At 74.9% G+C, this 19,197-nt stretch carries 15 protein-coding genes and 1 pseudogene; 3 read left to right on the plus strand and 13 right to left on the minus strand.

Translation table 11 applies throughout. The features are described from left to right. Positions 1-67 precede the first annotated feature (67 nt). Positions 68-1,156, plus strand: a complete 1,089-nt coding sequence (locus tag ACZ34W_RS03755; protein ID WP_465601456.1) for a phosphotransferase — start codon at positions 68-70, stop codon at positions 1,154-1,156. 23 nt (positions 1,157-1,179) lie between these two features. On the opposite strand, the gene ACZ34W_RS03760 is transcribed toward ACZ34W_RS03755, so the two are convergent. The 11 genes and pseudogenes from ACZ34W_RS03760 to ACZ34W_RS03810 form a co-directional block, all read right to left on the minus strand. Then, positions 1,180-2,994 carry a protein kinase domain-containing protein gene (locus tag ACZ34W_RS03760; protein WP_465601459.1) on the minus strand — a complete coding sequence of 605 codons (1,815 nt, stop codon included), beginning with the start codon at positions 2,992-2,994 and terminating at the stop codon, positions 1,180-1,182. A gap of 111 nt (positions 2,995-3,105) precedes the next feature. Further along, complete coding sequence (locus tag ACZ34W_RS03765; protein WP_465601462.1) at positions 3,106-4,479, minus strand: protein kinase domain-containing protein; 1,374 nt, start codon at positions 4,477-4,479, stop codon at positions 3,106-3,108. A 322-nt stretch (positions 4,480-4,801) separates the two neighbouring features. After that, a complete protein-coding gene (locus ACZ34W_RS03770; RefSeq protein ID WP_380388862.1) occupies positions 4,802-5,407 on the minus strand; it encodes a bacterial proteasome activator family protein in 606 nt (201 codons plus the stop codon). 188 nt (positions 5,408-5,595) lie between these two features. Beyond that, positions 5,596-6,519 (minus strand): hypothetical protein, encoded by a 924-nt coding sequence (locus tag ACZ34W_RS03775; protein WP_465601465.1) that lies wholly within the window; start codon positions 6,517-6,519, stop codon positions 5,596-5,598. Between the two features lie 162 nt (positions 6,520-6,681). Then, positions 6,682-7,659, minus strand: coding sequence for an NAD(P)H-quinone oxidoreductase (locus tag ACZ34W_RS03780; protein WP_329488761.1), 978 nt, complete (start codon positions 7,657-7,659; stop codon positions 6,682-6,684). 112 nt (positions 7,660-7,771) lie between these two features. Further along, positions 7,772-8,335, minus strand: coding sequence for a YbaK/EbsC family protein (locus ACZ34W_RS03785; RefSeq protein WP_352288518.1), 564 nt, complete (start codon positions 8,333-8,335; stop codon positions 7,772-7,774). 25 nt (positions 8,336-8,360) lie between these two features. Next, on the minus strand, positions 8,361-9,413 hold the full coding sequence (locus ACZ34W_RS03790) for a potassium channel family protein (protein WP_329488763.1): 1,053 nt from the start codon (positions 9,411-9,413) through the stop codon (positions 8,361-8,363). Beyond that, a complete protein-coding gene (locus tag ACZ34W_RS03795; RefSeq protein WP_465601470.1) occupies positions 9,410-10,618 on the minus strand; it encodes a molybdopterin molybdotransferase MoeA in 1,209 nt (402 codons plus the stop codon). Before ACZ34W_RS03795 ends, ACZ34W_RS03790 begins: the two co-directional genes overlap by 4 nt. After that, positions 10,615-11,596: pseudogene (locus ACZ34W_RS03800) on the minus strand (DUF6457 domain-containing protein). The gene ACZ34W_RS03795 and the pseudogene ACZ34W_RS03800 overlap by 4 nt, the downstream one beginning before the upstream one ends. Before the next feature lie 40 nt (positions 11,597-11,636). Beyond that, positions 11,637-12,614, minus strand: a complete 978-nt coding sequence (locus ACZ34W_RS03805) for an MBL fold metallo-hydrolase (RefSeq protein ID WP_465601473.1) — start codon at positions 12,612-12,614, stop codon at positions 11,637-11,639. A 120-nt stretch (positions 12,615-12,734) separates the two neighbouring features. Next, complete coding sequence (locus tag ACZ34W_RS03810; RefSeq protein ID WP_329488767.1) at positions 12,735-13,370, minus strand: FMN-dependent NADH-azoreductase; 636 nt, start codon at positions 13,368-13,370, stop codon at positions 12,735-12,737. Positions 13,371-13,477: 107 nt separating this feature from the next. On the opposite strand from ACZ34W_RS03810, the gene ACZ34W_RS03815 reads away from it, so the two are divergent. After that, positions 13,478-13,885, plus strand: coding sequence for a winged helix-turn-helix transcriptional regulator (locus tag ACZ34W_RS03815; protein WP_329488768.1), 408 nt, complete (start codon positions 13,478-13,480; stop codon positions 13,883-13,885). Positions 13,886-14,005: 120 nt separating this feature from the next. Here the strand turns inward: ACZ34W_RS03815 and ACZ34W_RS03820 are convergent, their stop codons facing one another. Further along, a complete protein-coding gene (locus tag ACZ34W_RS03820; RefSeq protein ID WP_329488769.1) occupies positions 14,006-14,770 on the minus strand; it encodes a polyprenol monophosphomannose synthase in 765 nt (254 codons plus the stop codon). 308 nt (positions 14,771-15,078) lie between these two features. Between ACZ34W_RS03820 and manA the strand changes: the two genes are divergently transcribed. After that, entirely contained in the window at positions 15,079-16,278 is a 1,200-nt protein-coding gene (gene manA, locus ACZ34W_RS03825) for a mannose-6-phosphate isomerase, class I (RefSeq protein WP_465601478.1), read from the plus strand. A 94-nt stretch (positions 16,279-16,372) separates the two neighbouring features. Here manA and dnaB read toward each other — a convergent pair whose 3' ends face one another. Continuing rightward, positions 16,373-19,078 (minus strand): replicative DNA helicase, encoded by a 2,706-nt coding sequence (dnaB, locus tag ACZ34W_RS03830; protein WP_465601878.1) that lies wholly within the window; start codon positions 19,076-19,078, stop codon positions 16,373-16,375. Positions 19,079-19,197: the final 119 nt, after the last annotated feature.

Here is a 19,197-nt window from a genome sequence, read left to right on the forward strand (position 1 = left end):
GAGCGCCGGGAATCACAGTTCTGACGGTTTGTCAAGGACCCCCGCCAGGGGGCCCTAACCTCAGCCTGTGACTTTCAGCCAGACCCTCGCCTGTGCCCCGGCCCGCCCCGATCTCACCGCACCCCCGATAGGGACCCTCAGCCCGCCCGTTCCCCACCTCGTCCTGGCCGAGGTCCTGCGCCGCTACCGGGTGGGGCGGCTGCTCACCGCCGAGCCGGTCGCCGAGGGCCTGTTGAACCGGGGCTACCGGGTCACCACCGAGGCCGGGACGTACTTCCTGAAGTGCTACGTCGACGCCGCCACCGCGCACCGCGAATCGATCGCCGGGCACCACCGCGCGATGGCCGCGCTGGAGACCCTCGGACTGCCCGTCGCTCCCCCGCTGGCGTGTGCCGAACGCTCCGGCACGGTGGCCTCCTTCGGCAGCCGGCTGTTCGCGCTCTTCCCCTGGGTGGATGGCCGGCACCGGCACGGCAGCGACCTCTCCCTGACGCAGTGCGGCGCGCTCGGAGCGCTGCTCGGCCGGCTGCACGGCGCGCTCGACGACGTCTGCGCCCCCCTCGCCCAACCCGCCGGCTACCACAGTGCCGACCCGCTGGACAGCGCCCGGCTGGCCCGCGAACTCCGGCTCAGCGCCCGCGAGCAGCGCCCGTACGGCGCGCTGGACGCGCTGGTCGAGCGGCGCCTCACCGAACGGCTCGACCTGCTCGCCGAGTACGCCCACCGCCGGCCCGTCCCGCAGGCCGCCCCGCCCACCGGCTGGACGCACGGCGACTTCCACGGGCTCAACCTGCTGCACGCGGGCGACCGGATCGCGGCCGTCCTGGACTGGGACAAGCTCGGCCCGCAGCCGCGCGCCGAGGAGGCCGTCCGGTCGGCCACCCTGGTCTTCAACGACCGGACGTCGGGCGTGCTCGACCTCGTCCGGGTCCGGACCTACTCGCAGGCGTACCGGGCCACCGGGGCGGCCACCGCGGAACACCTGGCGGCGGCCGTCCACCGGGTCTGGTGGGAGCGGCTCAACGACTTCTGGATGCTCCAGTGGCGCTACCAGCGGGCCGACCACCGGGCCGACCCGCTCTACCCCGCCTCGGCCGGCCAGCTGGCGTGGTGGTGCCAGGAGTACGAGCAGGTCCTGGACGCCTTCGCCAACTGACCGTCACCGGTCGGCGCCGCCGGTCAGCCGCCGGCCCCGGGCGCGGTGGTCGGGGCCCCCGTCGGCTGGGTGGCCGGCTTGGTCGGCGGCGGCTGGGTGCCCGTCGCGCCGTTGGTCGGCGTCCCGCTCGCGCCGCCGGTCGGCGTCCCGCTCGCGCCGCCGGTCGGCGTGCCGGTGGACGACGGGGTCGTCGACGACGACGGCTTGGTACCGGTGGGCGTCGGGGTCATGCTCGGCGAGTGCTTGGGCACGGTGGCCGGCGGGCTCTGGTTGTTGTTGTTGTTCGTGTCGGTCGGCTGGTTCGGCTTCCGGCTGGTCTGGCTGGGCGCCACCGTGGTCGGGGAGATCCCCCCACCGGTGGGCGTACCGGCGTCGGAGGAGGAGACCACCGAGACGGACGGGGCGGGCGTCTGGCCGGGGTCCTTCGTCCCGCCGCCACCGCCACCGCTGAGCGCGAGCGCGATCCCGACACCGGACGCGACGAACACCGCCGCGGCGCCGGCCACCCAGGCCCATGGCCCGCGCCGCCGGCGGCGGTCGTCGTCCCCGTCGCCGCCGTCGCCGCCCGGGCCGCCGGGACCGCCGTCGTACGAGCCGCCGTCGTACGAGCCGCCGCCGTACGGGCCGCCGGCCCCGGGGTAGGGGGAGGACGGCGTGTGCGGGCCGCCGGGCACCTGGTACGGCAGCACCGTCGTCGAATCGCTCGGGCCGCCCAGGCCGAACGGCGCGGTGACGGCCGTCTCGCCGTCCGCCCCGGGCATCGGGGTGGCACCGCTGTGCCCCTGGCCGGCCGCCGCCAGCCCGGCCGCCGCGGCACCCGTCGCCCAGGCCCCGCCGTGCATCTCGCGCAGGGCGTGCTGGAGGTGGGCGCGGAACTCGTCGGCGTCCTGGAAGCGGTCGTCCGGGTTCTTGGCGAGCGAGCGCAGCACCAGCGGGTCGAGCGCCGCCGGGACCCGCGCGTTGACCTGCGCCGGCGGCACCGGCGGGTCCTGCACGTGCTGGTAGACCACCGAGAGCGGGGTGTCGCCGGTGAACGGCGGGCGCAGCGTGAGCAGCTCGTAGAGCATGCAGCCGGCCGCGTACAGGTCGGAGCGGTGGTCGACCGGCTTGCCGAGGGCCTGCTCGGGCGAGAGGTACTGCGGGGTGCCCATGACCATGCCGGTCTGGGTCATGGTGCTGGCGGTGCCGGTCAGCGCGCGGGCGATGCCGAAGTCCATCACCTTGACCGCGCCGGTGGTGGTGATGATGACGTTGGCGGGCTTGATGTCCCGGTGCACGATGCCGTGCCGGTGGCTGTAGGCGAGCGCCTCCAGCACCCCGGCGATGATGATGAGCGCCTGGTCGACCGGCGGCTCCTCCTCGTCCACCAGCAGCTCGCGGACGGTCCGGCCCTCGACCAGCTCCATCACGATGTAGGGCGTCGACTCGTCGCCGACGTACTCCTCGCCGGTGTCGTAGACCGCGACGATCGAGTGGTGGTTGAGCGCCGCGACGGCGTGCGCCTCGCGGGTGAAGCGCAGCCGGGCGATGTCGTCCTGGGCGAGTTCGGGGCGCAGCAGCTTGACGGCGACGGTCCGGCCGAGCCGGACGTCCTGGGCGGCGAACACCTCGGCCATGCCGCCGCGGCCGAGCCGGTGGGTCAGCCGGTAGCGGCCGTCACCCACCGTGCCGAGCGGGGCCGCGGTGCCGCGGCCGGGGGTCTGCGGGCCGCCGCCGTACGGCGGGAGTGCGGAGGTGGCGGCGCTGTCGCTGCCGGGCTCGGGCATCCTCCGGGCCCCGCCGGTCGAACCGGCCGCCCGGGCACCCTCGTCGTCGTCCGGCCGCTGCGTCTGTGCCATCGCTCCTCGCCCCGGGCCTTCGCTCGGATCGCGGTGCCCTGTCGCTTCGTGTCCCCGAACGCTACCGCCTCCGGACTTCCCCCGTAGCACGCCCGATCCGGGCGCACCGCGTCAGAGCAGGCCATTCCGGTCGGGCAGGCCTTCCAGGTGCAGGACGGTCGCGGGCCGCTCGACGGACCGGGAGGTGCTGGTCTTCTCCGCCTTGGTCACCACGATGGCGATGATGATGATCGCGAGGACGATCACGCCGATGATGATGCCGACGATCACGAGCGCGGTGGAGCAGCCGCCGCTGTTCGACGCGGGGGCCGGCTGGAACTGCGTCGGCATCGGCATCGGCTGGGGCGGCGGGGTGTGCGCCTGCGGCGGGAAGTGCTGCGGGGCCTGGAAGGCCGGCGGCGGGGTCTGGTACTGCTGCGGGAAGGGCTGCGGCGTCTGCGGGTGCTGCGGCGGCGGGGTCTGGAAGGCCGGCGGCGGCGTCCGGTACTGCTGCTGGAACGGCGGCGGGGTCTGCGGGGCCTGCGGCCCGGCGTGCACCGAGCGCGGACCGTCGGTGATCACCAGCGGCGAGCTCGCGGCCAGCTGGTTGCCGTTGCCGCCGCCCTTCTCCGCCGCGATCAGCCGCTCCGCCTCGTCGCGCATCGCCGCCGCGCTCGGGAAGCGGTGCGCCGGGTCCTTGCGCAGCGCCTGGGCGACGAAGGCGTCCACCGCCGGGCTGACCGCCCGGTTGACGGTGGACGGCGCCGAGGGCTCCTCCTGGACGTGCTTGTAGGCGATCGAGAACGCCGAGTCGCCGTCGAAGACCAGCTGCCCGGTGAGCATCTCGAAGAGCATCACGCCGACCGAGTAGAGGTCGGACCGGGCGTCCACCGGCTTGCCGAGCGCCTGCTCGGGCGAGAGGTACTGCGGGGTGCCGACCACCATGCCGGTCTGGGTCATCGAGGTGACCCCGGACTCCAGCGCACGGGCGATGCCGAAGTCCATCACCTTGATGTTGCCCTTGCGGTCGAACATCACGTTGCCGGGCTTGATGTCGCGGTGGACCAGCCCCTGGTCGTGCGAGGCCTCCAGCGCGTTCAGCACGCCGACGGTGACCCGCAGCGCCTCCTCGGTGGGCATCGCGCCGTACTGCGCGACCGCGTCGTTGATCGCCTCGCGCAGGCCCTTGCCGTCGACCAGCTGCATCACGATGTACGGGGTGGTGGAGCCGTCGGCGGCGACGTCCTCGCCGCTGTCGTAGACGGTGACGATGTTGGCGTGTTCCAGCCGGGCCACGGCCTGCGCCTCGCGCCGGAACCGCTCCTTGAAGGACTCGTCCCGGCCGAGCTCGGCGTGCATGCTCTTCAGCGCGACCGAGCGGCCGAGCACGTTGTCGTAGGCGAGGTGCACGGAGGCCATGCCGCCCTCGCCCAGCACCCGCTGCAGCACGTACCTGCCGTTGCCCAGGGAGTGGCCCTCGACCGCCGCGTTGCCGTGCTCGCTCATGGTCCTCTGCTCCCCCTCGGCGCGGTCGTGCCGCCGCAACCGTGACGTTCGGTCTCGTCCGTGCGTGGTCGGGCCCGGTTTGGTGGCCCACCCGACCCCTGTCGCGGCGCTCGCCCGGCCTGCGACAGGGGCTCAGGGTATCGGCTCACGGCGACAGTGATCGGCGCAGGGCCGACACTGTGTCCGAGCCGCGACCCACTACCGGACGGTAGTGGGTCGGTCGTGCGTTCGGCACCGGATCGTGGCGGTACGTCCGATACCGGGCGGTAGCCACGGGGTCCGCGGCGCCGACCGGAGCGGTTGCGCCGGGCCGGTGGCGGGCCTACAGGTACGGGCCGGAGCGGATGCCGCGGCCCTCGCCGGGCTCGTCGTCCTCCTGCTCGGCGCCGTGCAGACCCGGCGGCAGTGCCCGCCGCATCTGCTCCAACTGCGCCCGGGCGGCCATCTGCTGGGCGAAGAGCGCGGTCTGGATGCCGTGGAACAGCCCCTCCAGCCAGCCCACCAGCTGCGCCTGCGCGATCCGCAGTTCGGCCTCGGTCGGGATGGTGTCCTCGGTGAACGGCAGCGAGAGCCGCTCCAGCTCCGCGACCAGCTCGGGCGCCAGGCCGAGCTCCAGCTCCTTGATGGAGCTGGCGTGGATGTCCTTCAGCCGGACCCGGCTGGCCTCGTCGAGAGGAGCCGCCCGGACCTCCTCCAGCAGCTGCTTGATCATGCTGCCGATCCGCATGACCTTGGCCGGCTGCTCCACCATCTCGGTCACCGGGAGCTCGCGCGGCCCTTCACCGTCGTCGTGCGTCGAGCCGGCGAACCCCTGGCCCACGGGCAGCCCGTCCGGTCCGACGATCAGCACCTTCTGGCCGTCCTGCGACTGCCCGCCCATGGCCTGGTACAGGTCCTGCGGCGAGCGCTCGTTCATCGGATTCGTCATGAACAACATTCTTCCTCACTGGGGTTGGCCGGGTGGAACCCCCGACCGCACCGCCGCCCCGCACCACGGTCACCGGTCACCGGCACCGCGGTCACCGCACCCGCTTCCGCTGACGACGCTACGCCCCCGCACGGCGGCCCGGCATCCGTACGGATACTCAGGTCGCGCGGGGGCGTGGCGCCGGCGGCTCAGCCCTTGCGCAGGCGCAGCCCGATCAGCCCGAGGCCGCAGCCGATCAGGCCGAGGCCGGCGCCCAGCGGCAGCTGGAGCGTGGAGGCGTCGCGCCAGCGGGCGGGCAGCACGGCCGGGACGGCCCCGGCGGCCTGCTGGGTCGCTCCGGCCGCCACCGTGGCGCCGTCCGGCACGGCGTCCTCGGCCGGTGCGGCGCCGTCCGGCGTGCCGGGGTCCGCGTCCGGGACGGCCTGCGTGGCCTCGACGGACTGCTCCGGCCCCCGCTCCGACCGGTCGGGCACCCGCTGGGCACGCTCGGGGGCCGAGGCCGGGCGGTGCCGGTGACCGGCCCGGGGGCCGACGGGCGCCGGGCCGGGCCGCGGGTGCCCGCCCTGGTGCGACGGGGGCGCGGCGGCCGCCGAGAGGGCGGCCGGGGGCGGCGGGGTGGCGGCCGGGGCCGGCGGCGTGCTCGGGGGCGCGGCCGCCGACAGCTCCGCCGAGGGTGCGGCGGAGGGCGGGGGCGAGGCCTCGGGGGACGCCGGACCGGCGTCGGCGGAGGGCGAACCGGACCACCCGGGGCCACCGGGCTGCGGTCCGTCCGCCGCCGGAGCGCCGGGCTCGGAGGCGGTGGACGGCTCGGACGGCTCGGCGGGCTCGGCGGGCACGGCGGGGACGGTGGGCGGGTCCGACGCGGCGGGCCCGGCGACCGCCTCCCACGGGCCGGACGGCCGCTGTGGACCGGCGGCCGCCGCCGGAGGCACGACGGTCAGCGGCAGGGCGAGGCCGAGCACCGCCATCGTCAGCAGCCGCCGCACCCGGTGGTCGCCCCGATCACGGGGGGTGCCGGTACCGGCCCGGCCCCGGGTGCGGGTACGGCCGTGGGGCGGCGCGGCGGGCAGCGGCCCGAGGAGCGCGTTCGAGGGGGTCGAAGGTGCGGCCACGGTCGAGGTCCTTCCGACGGCCGACCGCGCACTGGCGGGGTCGGCGGCGGGACAGCTCCGGACCAGCGTCACACAATCCGACATTCCGGGCATTTCGAACGGCTGTGCACCAACCGCCCCGCCCGGCCACCGGCTCCCCGGGCCCGCCGGCCCCGCCCCGCCTCAGGCCCGCAGCACCACCTTGCCGACCTGATCGCCGGCCTCCAGCGCCCGGTGCCCGTCGGCCGCCGCGGTCAGCGGCAGCACCCGGTCGATCACCGGCCGCACCAGGCCCTGCTCGACCAGCGGCCAGACGTGCTCGCGCACCGCCGCCACGATCGCGGCCTTCTCCGCCAGCGGCCGCCCGCGCAGATTGGTCGCGATCACCGCGCCGCGCTTGCGCAGCAGCGTGTTCAGGTTGATCTCGCCCTGCACGCCGCCCTGCAGCCCGATGATCACCAGTCGGCCGTTGACCGCCAGCGCGTCGACGTTGCGCTGCAGGTACGCGGCGCCCATCAGGTCCAGGATCACGTCCGCCCCGGCGCCGCCGGTGGCCTCCCTGAGCACCTCGACGAAGTCCTGCTCGCGGTAGTTGATCGTGATGTCGGCGCCGAGCTCGGCGCACCGGGCCAGCTTCTCCGCGCTGCCCGCCGTCACCGCCACCCGGGCGCCGACCGCCTTGGCCAGCTGGATCGCCATCGTGCCGATCCCGCTCGCCCCGCCGTGCAGCAGCACCGTCTCCCCCGGGCGCAGGTGCGCGACCAGGAAGACGTTCGACCACACCGTCGAGGCGACCTCCGGCAGCGCGGCGGCCTGCTCCAGGTCGAGCCCCTTGGGCACCGGCAGCAGCTGCCCCGCCGGCACCGCGACCCGCTGCGCGTAGCCGCCGCCCGCCAGCAGCGCGCAGACCTCGTCGCCGACCGCCCAGCCGGCCACGCCGGCCCCCAGGGCGACGATCCGGCCCGAGCACTCCAGGCCGGGGTAGGGCGGGCTGCCGGGCGGCGGGTTGTAGAAGCCCTGGCGCTGGAGCAGGTCGGCCCGGTTCACGGCGGTCGCCGCCACCTCGACCAGGACCTCGCCGTCACCGGGCACCGGGTCCGGCACCTCGGCCCAGACCAGCGCGTCGGGACCGCCGGGTTCGGGAATCGTCATCGCATGCATGACCCGAAGCTACTGCGTCCTGACGGGGCGGCGGGGGCGCCCCGCGCAGTCCGCGGGAGCGCCGACCGAACCCGGTCCGAGCTTCCGGCCGGCCCGCCGGGAGCGCCGCTGTTCAGCCGGCCAGCCCGGCCAGCACCTCGGCGCCCGGCAGGGCCGCCAGCGCCCGGCCCGGCAGGATCAGCTTGCCCCGCCGCCGCCCGCTGCCCACCAGGACGTACGGCGCCCGGGCCACCGCCTCGTCGATCAGCAGCGGCCAGTCGGCGGGCAGCCCGACCGGCGTGATGCCGCCGTACTCCATCCCGGTCAGCTCGACCGCCGCGTCCATCGGCGCGAACGAGGCCTTGCGCGCCTCCAGGCGCTTGCGAACGGCCCGGTTGACGTCCACCCGGGTGTGGGCGAGCGCCAGGCAGGCGGCCCGCGTGGTCTCCCCGCCGCGCTTGGCGGCCACCACCACGCAGTTCGCCGAGGCCTCCAGCGGCACCCCGTAGGTCTCGCAGAACACCGCGGTGTCCGCCTTCTCCGGGTCGGTGTCCACGTAGAGCACGGACCGCGCGGCCTCCCGGTCCGCCCAGGCCGCGAGGGCGTCGGCCACCGGCCCGGCCAGCAGGTCGCGGACGTCGAGGGCCGGCGCGACGGTCTCGAACGTGCCGAAGGGGAGCTGCGGTTGATCGTTCATGACACGAACTGTAGTCACCGGCGGATCACTTGATGACGATCACCCGGTCGGTGAGCTGGAGCACCTGGGCCTCCGGCTCGGTGTAGTTGAGCACCCGGCGGCCGCGGACCACCGCCACCACGAGGTCCTCGCACTCGCGCGGGCCGTGCCCGGCCTCGGCCCGGGTCACCGGGCGCTCGATCACGTCCAGGCCGTTGCCGTAGGTGAGCAGGTCCTCCATCACCGCGCCGGCGTGCGGGCTGAGCATCGACATGCCGAGCAGCCGGCCCGCCGAACTGGAGCTGGTCACCACCACGTCGGCACCGCTCTGCCGCAGCAGCGGGGCGTTCTCGTCCTCCCGCACGGCCGCGACCACGGTGGCCGCCTTGGTCAGCTGACGCGCGGTCAGCGTGATCAGGACGGCGGTGTCGTCCCGCTCCGGCGCCACCACCACCCGCGCGGCCGCGGGCAGTCCGGCGCGCAGCAGGGTGTCGGTCCGGGTGGCGTCGCCGACCACTCCCACCAGGCCGTGCTGGGCGGCCTGGTCGATCACCTTGCGCTGCGGGTCGACCACCACGATCTCCTCCTTGCGCACCCCCTGGCCGAGCAGGGTGTCGACGGCGCTGCGCCCCTTGGTGCCGTAGCCGATCACGACGGTGTGCTCGCGCACGGTGGACCTCCAGCGGTTCAACCGCCACTGCTGACGGGTGCGTTCGGTGAGCACTTCGAGCGTGGTGCCGACCAGGATGATCAGGAAGACCACGCGCAGCGGGGTGATCACGAAGATGTTGGTGAGCCGGGCGCTGTCGCTGAACGGCGTGATGTCGCCGTACCCGGTGGTGGAGAGCGTGACGGTGGCGTAGTACGCCGCGTCGAGGAAGCTCACGCCGCCGCCGGCGTTGTCGTTGTAGCCGGCCCGGTCCAGCCAGACGATCACGGTGGTGGCCACCAGCACGCCGAGGGCCACCAGCAGCCGTGAACCGACCTGCTGGAAGGCGGGCGCGGTCCGCCGGGCGGGCAGCACGATGCCGGCGTCCGCCCACGGCTCGGTGCCGGGGGTCACCGGGCGCAGCGGCGACTCACGGCGGCGGGCACTCACGGGACCTCCAGGAGTTCGACGGTGGCGGCCTGCGCCGCGCCGCCGGGCGGCACCACGGCGAGCGCCTCGGCCCGGGCCAGGCCGCGCAGCATCGCCGGGCCGTCGAAGGCCAGTGGGACGACGCCGTGCGCGGTGCGGCGCACCGGCAGCAGCCGGGTGTCCGCGGGATGGCCGGCGAGGTCCACGGCGGCGAGCGCGAGCGCCGGCTCGGCGGCGGACCGGCCGCCCCGGGCGTGCAGCAGCGGCAGCGCGAGGGTGACGGCGCCGGCCACCGCGGCCAGCGGGTTGCCCGGCAGGCCCACCAGGTGGCGACCGCCCGGGAGTTCGGCGAGCAGCATGGGGTGGCCGGGGCGGACGGCGACGCCGTCCACCAGCAGCCGGGCGCCGGCCTCGGTCAGAGCCCGGTGCAGGAAATCGACCGGACCGGCGGCCGTGCCGCCGGTGGTGACCACCACGTCGGCGGTGGAGTGCCGGACGGCGTCCCGGAGCAGGCCGAAGTCGTCCCGGACGGCCCGCGGCTCACCCACCTCGGCACCGGCCGCCCGGAGCCAGGGCGGCAGCAGCGGGCCGAGCGCGTCCCGGACCAGGCCGGGCCGCGGGACCCCGGCGCAGAGCAGTTCGTCACCGAGGACGAGGAGTTCGACGACCGGGCGGCGGCGGACCGCCAGCCCGTCGTGGCCGCAGGCCGCCGCGAGGCCCAGCACGGCCGGGCCGACCGGGGTGCCGGCGGCCAGCAGCGCCTCGCCCCGGCGGCACTCCTGACCGCGCGGGCGGACGTCCTGGCCGGTGGTCAGCGAGCCCGGGCTCCGGTCGTGCAGCAGGGCGCCGATCCGCTCGCCGTGCTCGCGCCGGAGCACCGCGGTGGCACCGGGCGGCAGCTGGGCGCCGGTCGCGATCTCGGCGGCCGCGCCGTCCTCCAGCGGCGGCACGCCCGACTGCCCGGCCAGTATCCGCCCGGCGACCCGCCAGGGGCCCGGCCCGGCGACGGCCCAGCCGTCCATCGCCGAGGTGTCGAAGGCCGGCAGGTCGGTGAGGGCGGTGAGCGGCTCGGCCAGGGTCCGGCCGAGCGCCTCGGCCAGGTCCAGGCGCTGCGGCGGGAGCGGGTGCAGACCGGCCCTGCGGGCGGCCGCCCGGGCCTGCGGCCAGGTCAGCGGGCCGGCGGCGGAGCGTCCACCGGGCACCGCGGCCTCCTCGACCGTGCTCACGGGTGCTCCGGCCCGGCCGCCGCCGTCCAGCGCTCGGCGAGTTCGGCGATGCGCCGGGACGCCTCGGTGACGGCCTCCGGGCCGCCGCCGCGCTGCGCGGCCGCGTAGCCGACCAGGAAGGCGGTCAGCGGCGCGGCGGGCCGGGCCACCCCGTGCGCGACCACCCGGGCGAGGTCGAGCAGTCCGGGGACGTCGACGTCCAGGTCGATCCCCAGCTCGGCCCGGACCTCGGCCATCCAGTCATCCAGCGTGCGCTCCATGGGCCCCATGCTGCCTGATCGGCGGTTTCCCCGGGATGTTTCCCCGATGAGCGCCGCGCGTCGTCTCCCGCACGGGGGCCGCCGGCCCCCGTGAACCGGCCGGCCGAGGCCCCACGAGAGGGGGCGGCGGGCGTCAGCGGGAGCGGTCCCGTTCCCGGGCCAGCTCCAGCTCCTCCCAGGTGTCGCAGTCGTGGCTCACGTCGTCGGTGTCGGCCAGCCGCAGGGTGCGCAGGCCGCCGGTCAGCCGGCGCAGCGGCAGCCCGGCCGGGTCCCCGGCGGCGGCCAGCGCGGCGCGCAGGGCGGCGGTGCGGTAGGCGGCGGCGAGCGGCTGGTCGCGGCCGGCGGCGTCGACCAGGACGACCGCCCCGGTCTCCGGCCCCGCCCCGACGAGGGCCCCGGTCAGCCGGCCGACGGTCCGCGCGTCCAGGAACGGCAGGTCGGCGGCGAGCAGCAGCACCACCTCGGCCGTCACCTCGGCCAGACCGGCCGCGACGGCCGCCACCGGTCCGCCGCCGGGCGGCCGCTCGCGGGTCCAGCGGATCCCGGTCCGGGCGGTGGGCCGGGCCGGGCCGACCACCACGGTGGTCCGGGCACCGGCGGCGGCGGCGAGCACCCGGTCGAGCAGGGCCGTCCCGCCGACGGTCAGCCCGGGTTTGTCCGCTCCCCCGAGCCGGCGGGCGGCGCCCCCCGCGGGCACGATCACGTCGTACGGCGTCATGCCGCCAGTATCCGCGCCGCGGCGCCCGGTCCGCCCCGGCTCAGTCCTCGGGGTCCTCGTCGACCAGTTCGGCGTCGACGATCCCGTCCTCGTCCGGCAGGGGGCGGGGGCGGGGGCGGGCGAGGTTGGCGGCGACGCTCAGCTCCAGGATGGCCGGCAGGGTCAGCTCCCCGTACCGCTCGCCCACCGCGGCGACCAGCGCCTCCGCGTCGTCCGGGTGTGCGGCCAGCAGCCGGTCGAAGTCCTGGAGGTACTCACCGGTGAAGGCGAGCGCCCGGCCCGCGTCGTCGTCCTGCTCGGGCGCCCGGTGCCCGGCGATCACGCGGTCGGCGCCGAGTTCGGCGATCCGGCCGAGGTTGCGCACCCACGCGGTGCGCTGTTCCGGGGTGGTGTCGGCCGTCCAGACGTGGGTGCCGTTGTAGACGAAGTCACCGGCGAGCACGGTGCGGATGCTGGGCACGTGGACCACCGTGGACCCCTCGCAGTCGCCCTGGCCGAACAGCAGCACCGGAATCACCTGGCGGTCGACCATCAGCGGCTGGGGCAGCAGCGGCGCGGGCACCAGCGGGTGGTCGGGGATGTCGTCGCCGTACACCGGCTTCCACTGGGCGACCTTGGCGGCCGCGGTGCGCAGGATGCCGTCCACCACCGGCGGCGCGGCCAGCAGCTGCGCCTCCGGGAAGAGCTTCAGCACCTCCTCGGCACCGAAGTAGTGGTCGGGGTGCTGGTGGGTGATCACGATGGCCAGCAGCCGTCGGTTCTTGCCGGCCACCCACTCGGCCAGCTCGCGGCCGGCGCTGCGGGTGAGCTGGGCGTCGACCAGGATCGCGGTCCGCTCGCCGAGGATCAGGGTCGAGGTGGCGAAGAAGGCCGACTCGGGACCGGTGAACACGGCGATCTCCAGCGGCCGGACACCGGCCGTCCCGGCCGCGTCCGCCCCGTCCGCCCCGGCCCGGTCGCCGTCCGCGGCGCCCGCGCGTTCCGCGGCGGCGCTCCCCTCGGGCGAGGACGACGTCACTGGCTGCTCCCTCCGGTCGGCGCTCGGACTCCCTGCGCCCTACAGCATGGGAGCACGGCCCGCCGATTGCGCGGAAGGCGCGCCCGGCGGGGCACGCCTTCCGCGCGGGGTGCGGCGCCGTCAGGCGGCCGAGGCCTTCGCCAGGCGCGCCGCGTCCTCCAGCGCCCGGGCCTTGGAGTCGGCGGCGTGCTGCACGAAGTCCGCCATCGCCGGCACCGTCGCCGCCAGGGTGAACTCGGGGACGATGAACTCGACCTCCAGCCCGAGCATCCCGGTCAGCACCTTCTCCAGGTAGGTGGTGACGAACTCGTAGGGCTCGCGCGGGGCGCCGGGCGCGTAGGAGCCGCCGCGGGCCGCGACCACCGTCACCGGGGTCCCGGCCGCCGAGGGGGTGTCCCCCGCCGTGCGGCCCATCAGGATCACCTGGTCCAGCCAGGCCTTGAGGCTGGACGGGATGGTGAAGTTGTACATCGGGGTGCCGATCACGATCGCGTCGGCCCGCTCCAGCTCCGCCATCAGCTCCTCGCGCAGCGCGAAGGCCGCCGCCTGCTCGGCGCTGCGTCCCTCCGCGGGGGTGAAGGCCGCGGAGATGCCGTGGGCGTCCAGGTGCGGCACCGGCAGGGCGGCGAGGTCGCGGTGGATCACCGTGCCGTCGGGGTGCTGGGCCTGCCAGGCGGCCCGGTAGGCGGCCGAGACCTCGCGGGAGACCGAGCCGTCGGTGAACGCGGACGAGTCGATGTGCAGCAGAGTGGGCATGGCGAACCTCCATCAAAGTAAGCAGCTGCTCTTTCCGCCGCAGCTATCAGTACCGTAGCAGCTTACTTTTCTGCAGTCACTAGTGGACGGACCGGTACGCTGTACCCATGGCCCAGCAAGAGGTGACCGAGCAGGTCCACGCCACCCCCGGGGAACACGGGGCGGCGGTGGTCGCCTGCACCGGCACGGAGATCGCGCTGACCCGGGTGTTCACCCTGCTCGGCAAGCGCTGGACCGGCCTGATCGTGGCCACGCTCACCAACAACGGGCCCGGCTACTTCTCCGAACTGCGCCGGGCCGTCCCCGGCATCAGCGAACGCATGCTCTCCGACCGCCTCACCGAACTGGCCGAGGCCGGGCTCGTACTGCGCCAGGTCGACGAGGGCCCGCCGCTGCGCGTCAGCTACCGGCTCACCGAGGCGGGCGCCGCGCTGCGCCCAGCCCTGACCGAGCTGGCCGTCTGGGCCGACCGGTACCTGCCGGACAGCGCCCTCAAGCAGCCCGGCTCCTGCTGACCCGCCCGCGCCGCACCCCGCCCGCCCCGCCGGACGGGCCCACCCCGGACAGCACGAAGCGCCCGGGCCCGCCTGTTCTCACAGGCGGGCCCGGGCGCGGTCGGTCTCTTCGGCCGCCGGTCAGCCCTTCGCGCGGGCGGTCAGCTTGGCGACCCGGTCGGCGACACCCCAGGAGGTGACGCGCCAGAGCGCCTCCAGCACGATGTGGCGGCTCATCTTGGAGGCACCCAGCTCGCGCTCCACGAAGGTGATCGGCACCTCGGCCACCTTGAAGCCGGCCTTCACCGTGCGCCAGGCCAGGTCGACCTGGAAGCAGTAGCCGGCCGAGGCGACCTCGTCCATGCCCAGGCCGAGCAGGGTCTCCTTGCGGAAGGCCCGGTAGCCGCCGGTGACGTCCCGGATCGGCACGTTCAGCATCAGCCGCGAGTACGTCGAGCCGCCGCGCGAGAGCAGCAGGCGCGACTTCGGCCAGTTCACCACCCGGCCGCCCGGCACCCAGCGCGAGCCGAGCACCAGGTCGGCGCCGCGCAGCGCGCCCAGCAGCCGGTCGAGCTCCTCGGGCTGGTGCGAGCCGTCCGCGTCCATCTCGACCAGGACGTCGTAGCCGTTGTCGATGCCCCAGCGGAAGCCCGCCAGGTAGGCGGCGCCCAGCCCCTCCTTGCCCCGGCGGTGCATGACCTGCACGTTCGGGTCCTCGGCGGCCAGCTTGTCGGCCAGCTCGCCGGTCCCGTCAGGGCTGTTGTCATCGGCGACCAGGACATGGGCCTCGGGCACGGCCGCACGGACCCGTCCGACGATCCGCTCGACGTTCTCCGCTTCGTTGAACGTCGGGATGATCACCAGCACCCTGCCGAGATCAGCAAAACTCTGCTGGTTCACGGTCACGTACAAACCTCTCGGCCGGTGGCGGGAAGTGCCAGTCACCGTTGCCCGCACTCTGAGACGCAGTCCCCGTCGGCATCCCGCCGACCTGGAAACCACTGTGGAAATTACTGCGTCCTGGCATCCTACTACCGCGTCCTCGAACAGCCGGTACAGCTCTGGCACTCCCGGCCGACCCCGGCCGTTTCCCTTCCGACGGCACCGGTCGGCTAGGGTCGATGCCCAGCCTTTGCCCGGACCACCCGCCCGCCGGGCCGTCTCCCGGCGATCCGGCACACCAGCCACAGCAGCAGAGGAGCAGGACCGCGCGCATGGACAGGCTCGTCAACACTGTCCGCCCGTACGCCTGGGGGTCGCACACCGCGCTCCCCGAGCTGCTCGGGCAGGAACCGACCGGGGAACCGCAGGCCGAGCTGTGGATGGGGGCCCACCCCGGAGCGCCCTCCCGCGCCGACCGGGGCGACGGGCTCCGCCCGCTGGACGAGCTCATCGCCGCCGACCCCGAGGGCGAGCTGGGCGCCGCCGCCGTGGCCCGGTTCGGCCCCGCCCTGCCGTTCCTGTTCAAGGTCCTGGCCGCCGGCATCCCGCTCTCCATCCAGGCGCACCCCACCCTGGACCAGGCCCGCGCCGGGTACGCCGCCGAGAACGCCCTGGGCGTGCCGCTCGACGCCCCCCACCGCAGCTACCGCGACGCCAACCACAAGCCCGAACTCATCTGCGCGCTCGACGAGTTCGACGGCCTCTGCGGCTTCCGGACACCGGCCGGGGCGGCCGCCCTGATGGCCGGACTGCGGGTGCCGGCACTCGACCCGCTGATCGCGCTGCTCGGCGCCGAGGACGAGGCCGAGGCCCTGCGCGCCACACTGGCCGCCATCCTCACCATGGACGAGGCCACGGCCGCCGCGACCGTCCGGGAGACCGCCGACGCGGTGGACAAGGCCGCCGCCGGCGACCCCGACGGCCCCTACGCGCTCTACGGCCGGATCACCCGCGAGTTCCCCGGCGACCGCGGCCTGATCGGCGGCCTGCTGCTCAACGCCGTCCGGCTCCGGCCCGGCCAGGCGCTCTACCTCGGCGCGGGCGTGCCGCACGCCTATCTGCACGGCGTCTGCGTCGAGCTGCAGGCCAACTCCGACAACGTCCTGCGGGCCGGGCTGACGCCCAAGCACATCGATGTGCCGGAGCTGCTGAAGGTGGTGGACTTCACTCCCGGAGCGCCGGAGCTGCTGCTGCCGACCGCCGTCGACACCACCCCCGGGGAGGAGCTCTTCCCCGTCCCGATCGACGAGTTCCGGCTCTCCCGCTTCGTGCTGACCGGCCGGGAGCGCGAACTCGACGGCCGCGCCCCGCAGATCCTGCTCTGCACCGCCGGCCGGGCCCGGCTCACCGCCGCCGACGGCAGCGTCCTGGACCTCGCCCGCGGCGGGTCGGTCTTCCTCCCCGCGACCGGCACCACCACCCGCCTCGACGGCGACGACGCCACCGTCTTCCGCGCCACCGTGACGCTCTGACGCCCAGCCACCCCGGCGCGCCGCCGCGAGCCGGCGACGCGAACGGCCCGTACCCCACCGGGTACGGGCCCTTCGCACGGCCGGTGCGGCGCGGTCAGTCCCGCGTCATGTCGACGAAGCGCGAGTAGTGGCCCTGGAAGGCCACCGTGATGGTGGCGGTCGGACCGTTACGGTGCTTGGCGACGATCAGGTCGGCCTCGCCGGCGCGCGGGGACTCCTTCTCGTAGGCGTCCTCGCGGTGGAGCAGGATGACCATGTCGGCGTCCTGCTCGATCGAGCCGGACTCACGCAGGTCGGAGACCATCGGCCGCTTGTCGGTGCGCTGTTCGGGACCACGGTTCAGCTGGGAGAGCGCGATCACCGGCACCTCCAGCTCCTTGGCCAGCAGCTTGAGGTTTCGCGACATGTCCGAGACCTCCTGCTGGCGGTTCTCGGCCCGGCGGGAGCCGCCGGACTGCATCAGCTGGAGGTAGTCGATGACGACCAGCTTGATGTCGTTGCGCTGCTTGAGCCGGCGGCACTTGGCGCGGATCTCCATCATCGACAGGTTCGGCGAGTCGTCGATGAACAGCGGCGCCTCACTGACGTCCGGCATCCGCCGGGCGACCCGCGTCCAGTCGTCGTCCGTCATGTTCCCCGAGCGCATGTGGTGCAGCGCCACCCGGGCCTCCGCCGAGAGCAGACGCATGGCGATCTCGTTGCGCCCCATTTCGAGCGAGAAGATCACGCTCGGCAACTTGTGCTGGATCGAGCAGGCCCGGGCGAAATCCAACGCCAGGGTGGAGTTGTGCGTCGGGACCATGGCCCGGGTCGCCAGGTACAGGTGGTCCGGGTTGTCGACCTCGACGCACCGGACGGGGACGCTGTCCGTCTCGCGCACCTCGACGATGAAGCGCTGCTTCAGCCGCGCCGTACCGGGGCGCCTGCGGTCGGAATGCGTGATCCGCTTCCTCTCCAGCCCGAAGACCTCGTCCTCCGGCGTGAAGGTGACGATGTAGGCCGTGGACGACTCCTCGGAACGCCCCTTGATCCGCTTGGTGGCCACCCCGCAGCGGTAGCCGAGGCCGACCACGAGTTCCCGGAAGCTCTCGGCCAGGACCCGGTTGGTGACCGCGAACTGCACCGAGCCCGTTCGGTTGACCGTCCCGTCCGTGTCGAGGAGCCCGGCCAGCAGCGCCCGGCGCTGGGAGATGGAACCGCGCAGGTACTCCGCGGGGATGTGCTTGTCACCCAGGACCCCGAGGCCCCGCAGCGCCACGAGCAGGCTGCCGTGACTCCGGGCGCAGCCCGAGCACCGCGGTTCGGCGGCGCCCGAGACGCACGACCGGCCACAGTCCACGCAGGTGGGTTCCGGAACGGGCGCCGACACCAGCCGCGCCCGCCCACCACACGACCTCCCGCAGGTCCGCACCCGGGCGAGCTTGGGCACGAAGGCGGCGCCGCAGACGACGCAGACCCGCTCGGCGGCGACCGGCCGCGCCACCGCGAACCTCAGCGCGTAGGTCAGCGACGTGCCGCCCACCTGCCGTGCCTCGAAGCCCTCCTCCTCGATGCGGCGGATGATCTCCGGGTCGGCCGAGGTGATCCTCGCGGCGTCGCTGTGGCCGTCACCCAGCCAGGCCCCCAGGGTGTACGGCGGTACGGGCAGGTCACGCTCCGGGAGGTCCAGTGCCGCGGTGTTGCGGACGGAGTGGTTGGCGCGGCGGTCAGCCGTGAGGCAGCGAACCGTCGCGGCGATCTCCTTGGTCGTCCTGACCTGGGCCCCGGCGGCCCGTGCCGACCTGCGCGAGGCCCGGGTCTCGGTCAGCCACTGGTGGTCCGCGTCGGCGATCACGGAGGTACCGTCGTCGAACACCACTTCGAAGCACGGGCGGCCGGTCATGACCTCGGTGGCGGCCACCACCCGCGTCGGCAGTCCCGCGGCATCGAGGAGGAGGTCACCGGTCCGGACCTCGCCCATGGTGGTCCAGCCGTCCGGGGTCGGCAGCGGCGTGTCCAGCGCCAGAGCCTTACCCATGGCCGGGCGGGCCGCGATGACGATCATCTGGCCGGGGTGCAGGCCGTTGGTGAGCTGGTCGAAGTCGGCGAAGCCGGTCGGGACGCCGGACATCTGGCCGTTGCGGGAGCCGATCGCCTCGATCTCGTCGAGGGCGCCCTCCATGATGTCGGAGAGCGGCGCGTAGTCCTCGTTGGTCCGCTGCTCGGTGACGGCGTAGATCTCCGCCTGGGCCGCGTTGACGATCTCGTCGACGTCGCCCTCGGCGGCGTAGCCCATGCCCGCGATCCGGGTGCCGGCCTCGACCAGCCGGCGCAGCACCGCCCGCTCGTGGACGATCTCGGCGTAGTACTCGGCGTTGGCGGCGGTCGGGACGGAGTTGACCAGGGTGTGCAGGTAGCCGGGGCCGCCGACCCGGACGAGCTCGCCGCGCTTGGTCAGCTCGCCGGCCACGGTGATCGGGTCGGCCGGCTCGCCGCGGGCGTAGAGGTCGAGGATGGCGCCGTGGATCAGCTCGTGCGCGGGCCGGTAGTAGTCGGCCGGCTTCAGCACCTCGACCACGTCGGCGATGGCGTCCTTGGACAGCAGCATGCCGCCGAGGACGGACTGCTCGGCGGCGAGGTCCTGCGGGGGCACCCGCTCGAAGCCGTCGGCCGCGGAGCGCTCGTCCTCGTCGTCCTGGCGCCGCTTGCCGCCGTCGCGCTGGAAGCCGCCCGAGCCCTTGCCGCCCTTCTGGAAGCCGCCGGAACCGGAGCCGGAGCCCGAACCCTGGCCGCCCTGGCCGCGCCCGCGCGCGACCGGCAGCCGGTCGCCGGGACCGTCCGGGAAGGGGGCGTCGGCGAAGGCACCGACCGGGAACGGGTCGTCCGCGGTCTGCCAGTCCTCCTCCGGCGGCGGGGCGTCGTGGTCGTCGTACTGGGGGC

It is taken from the genome of Kitasatospora sp. NPDC022856, assembly GCF_055561235.1.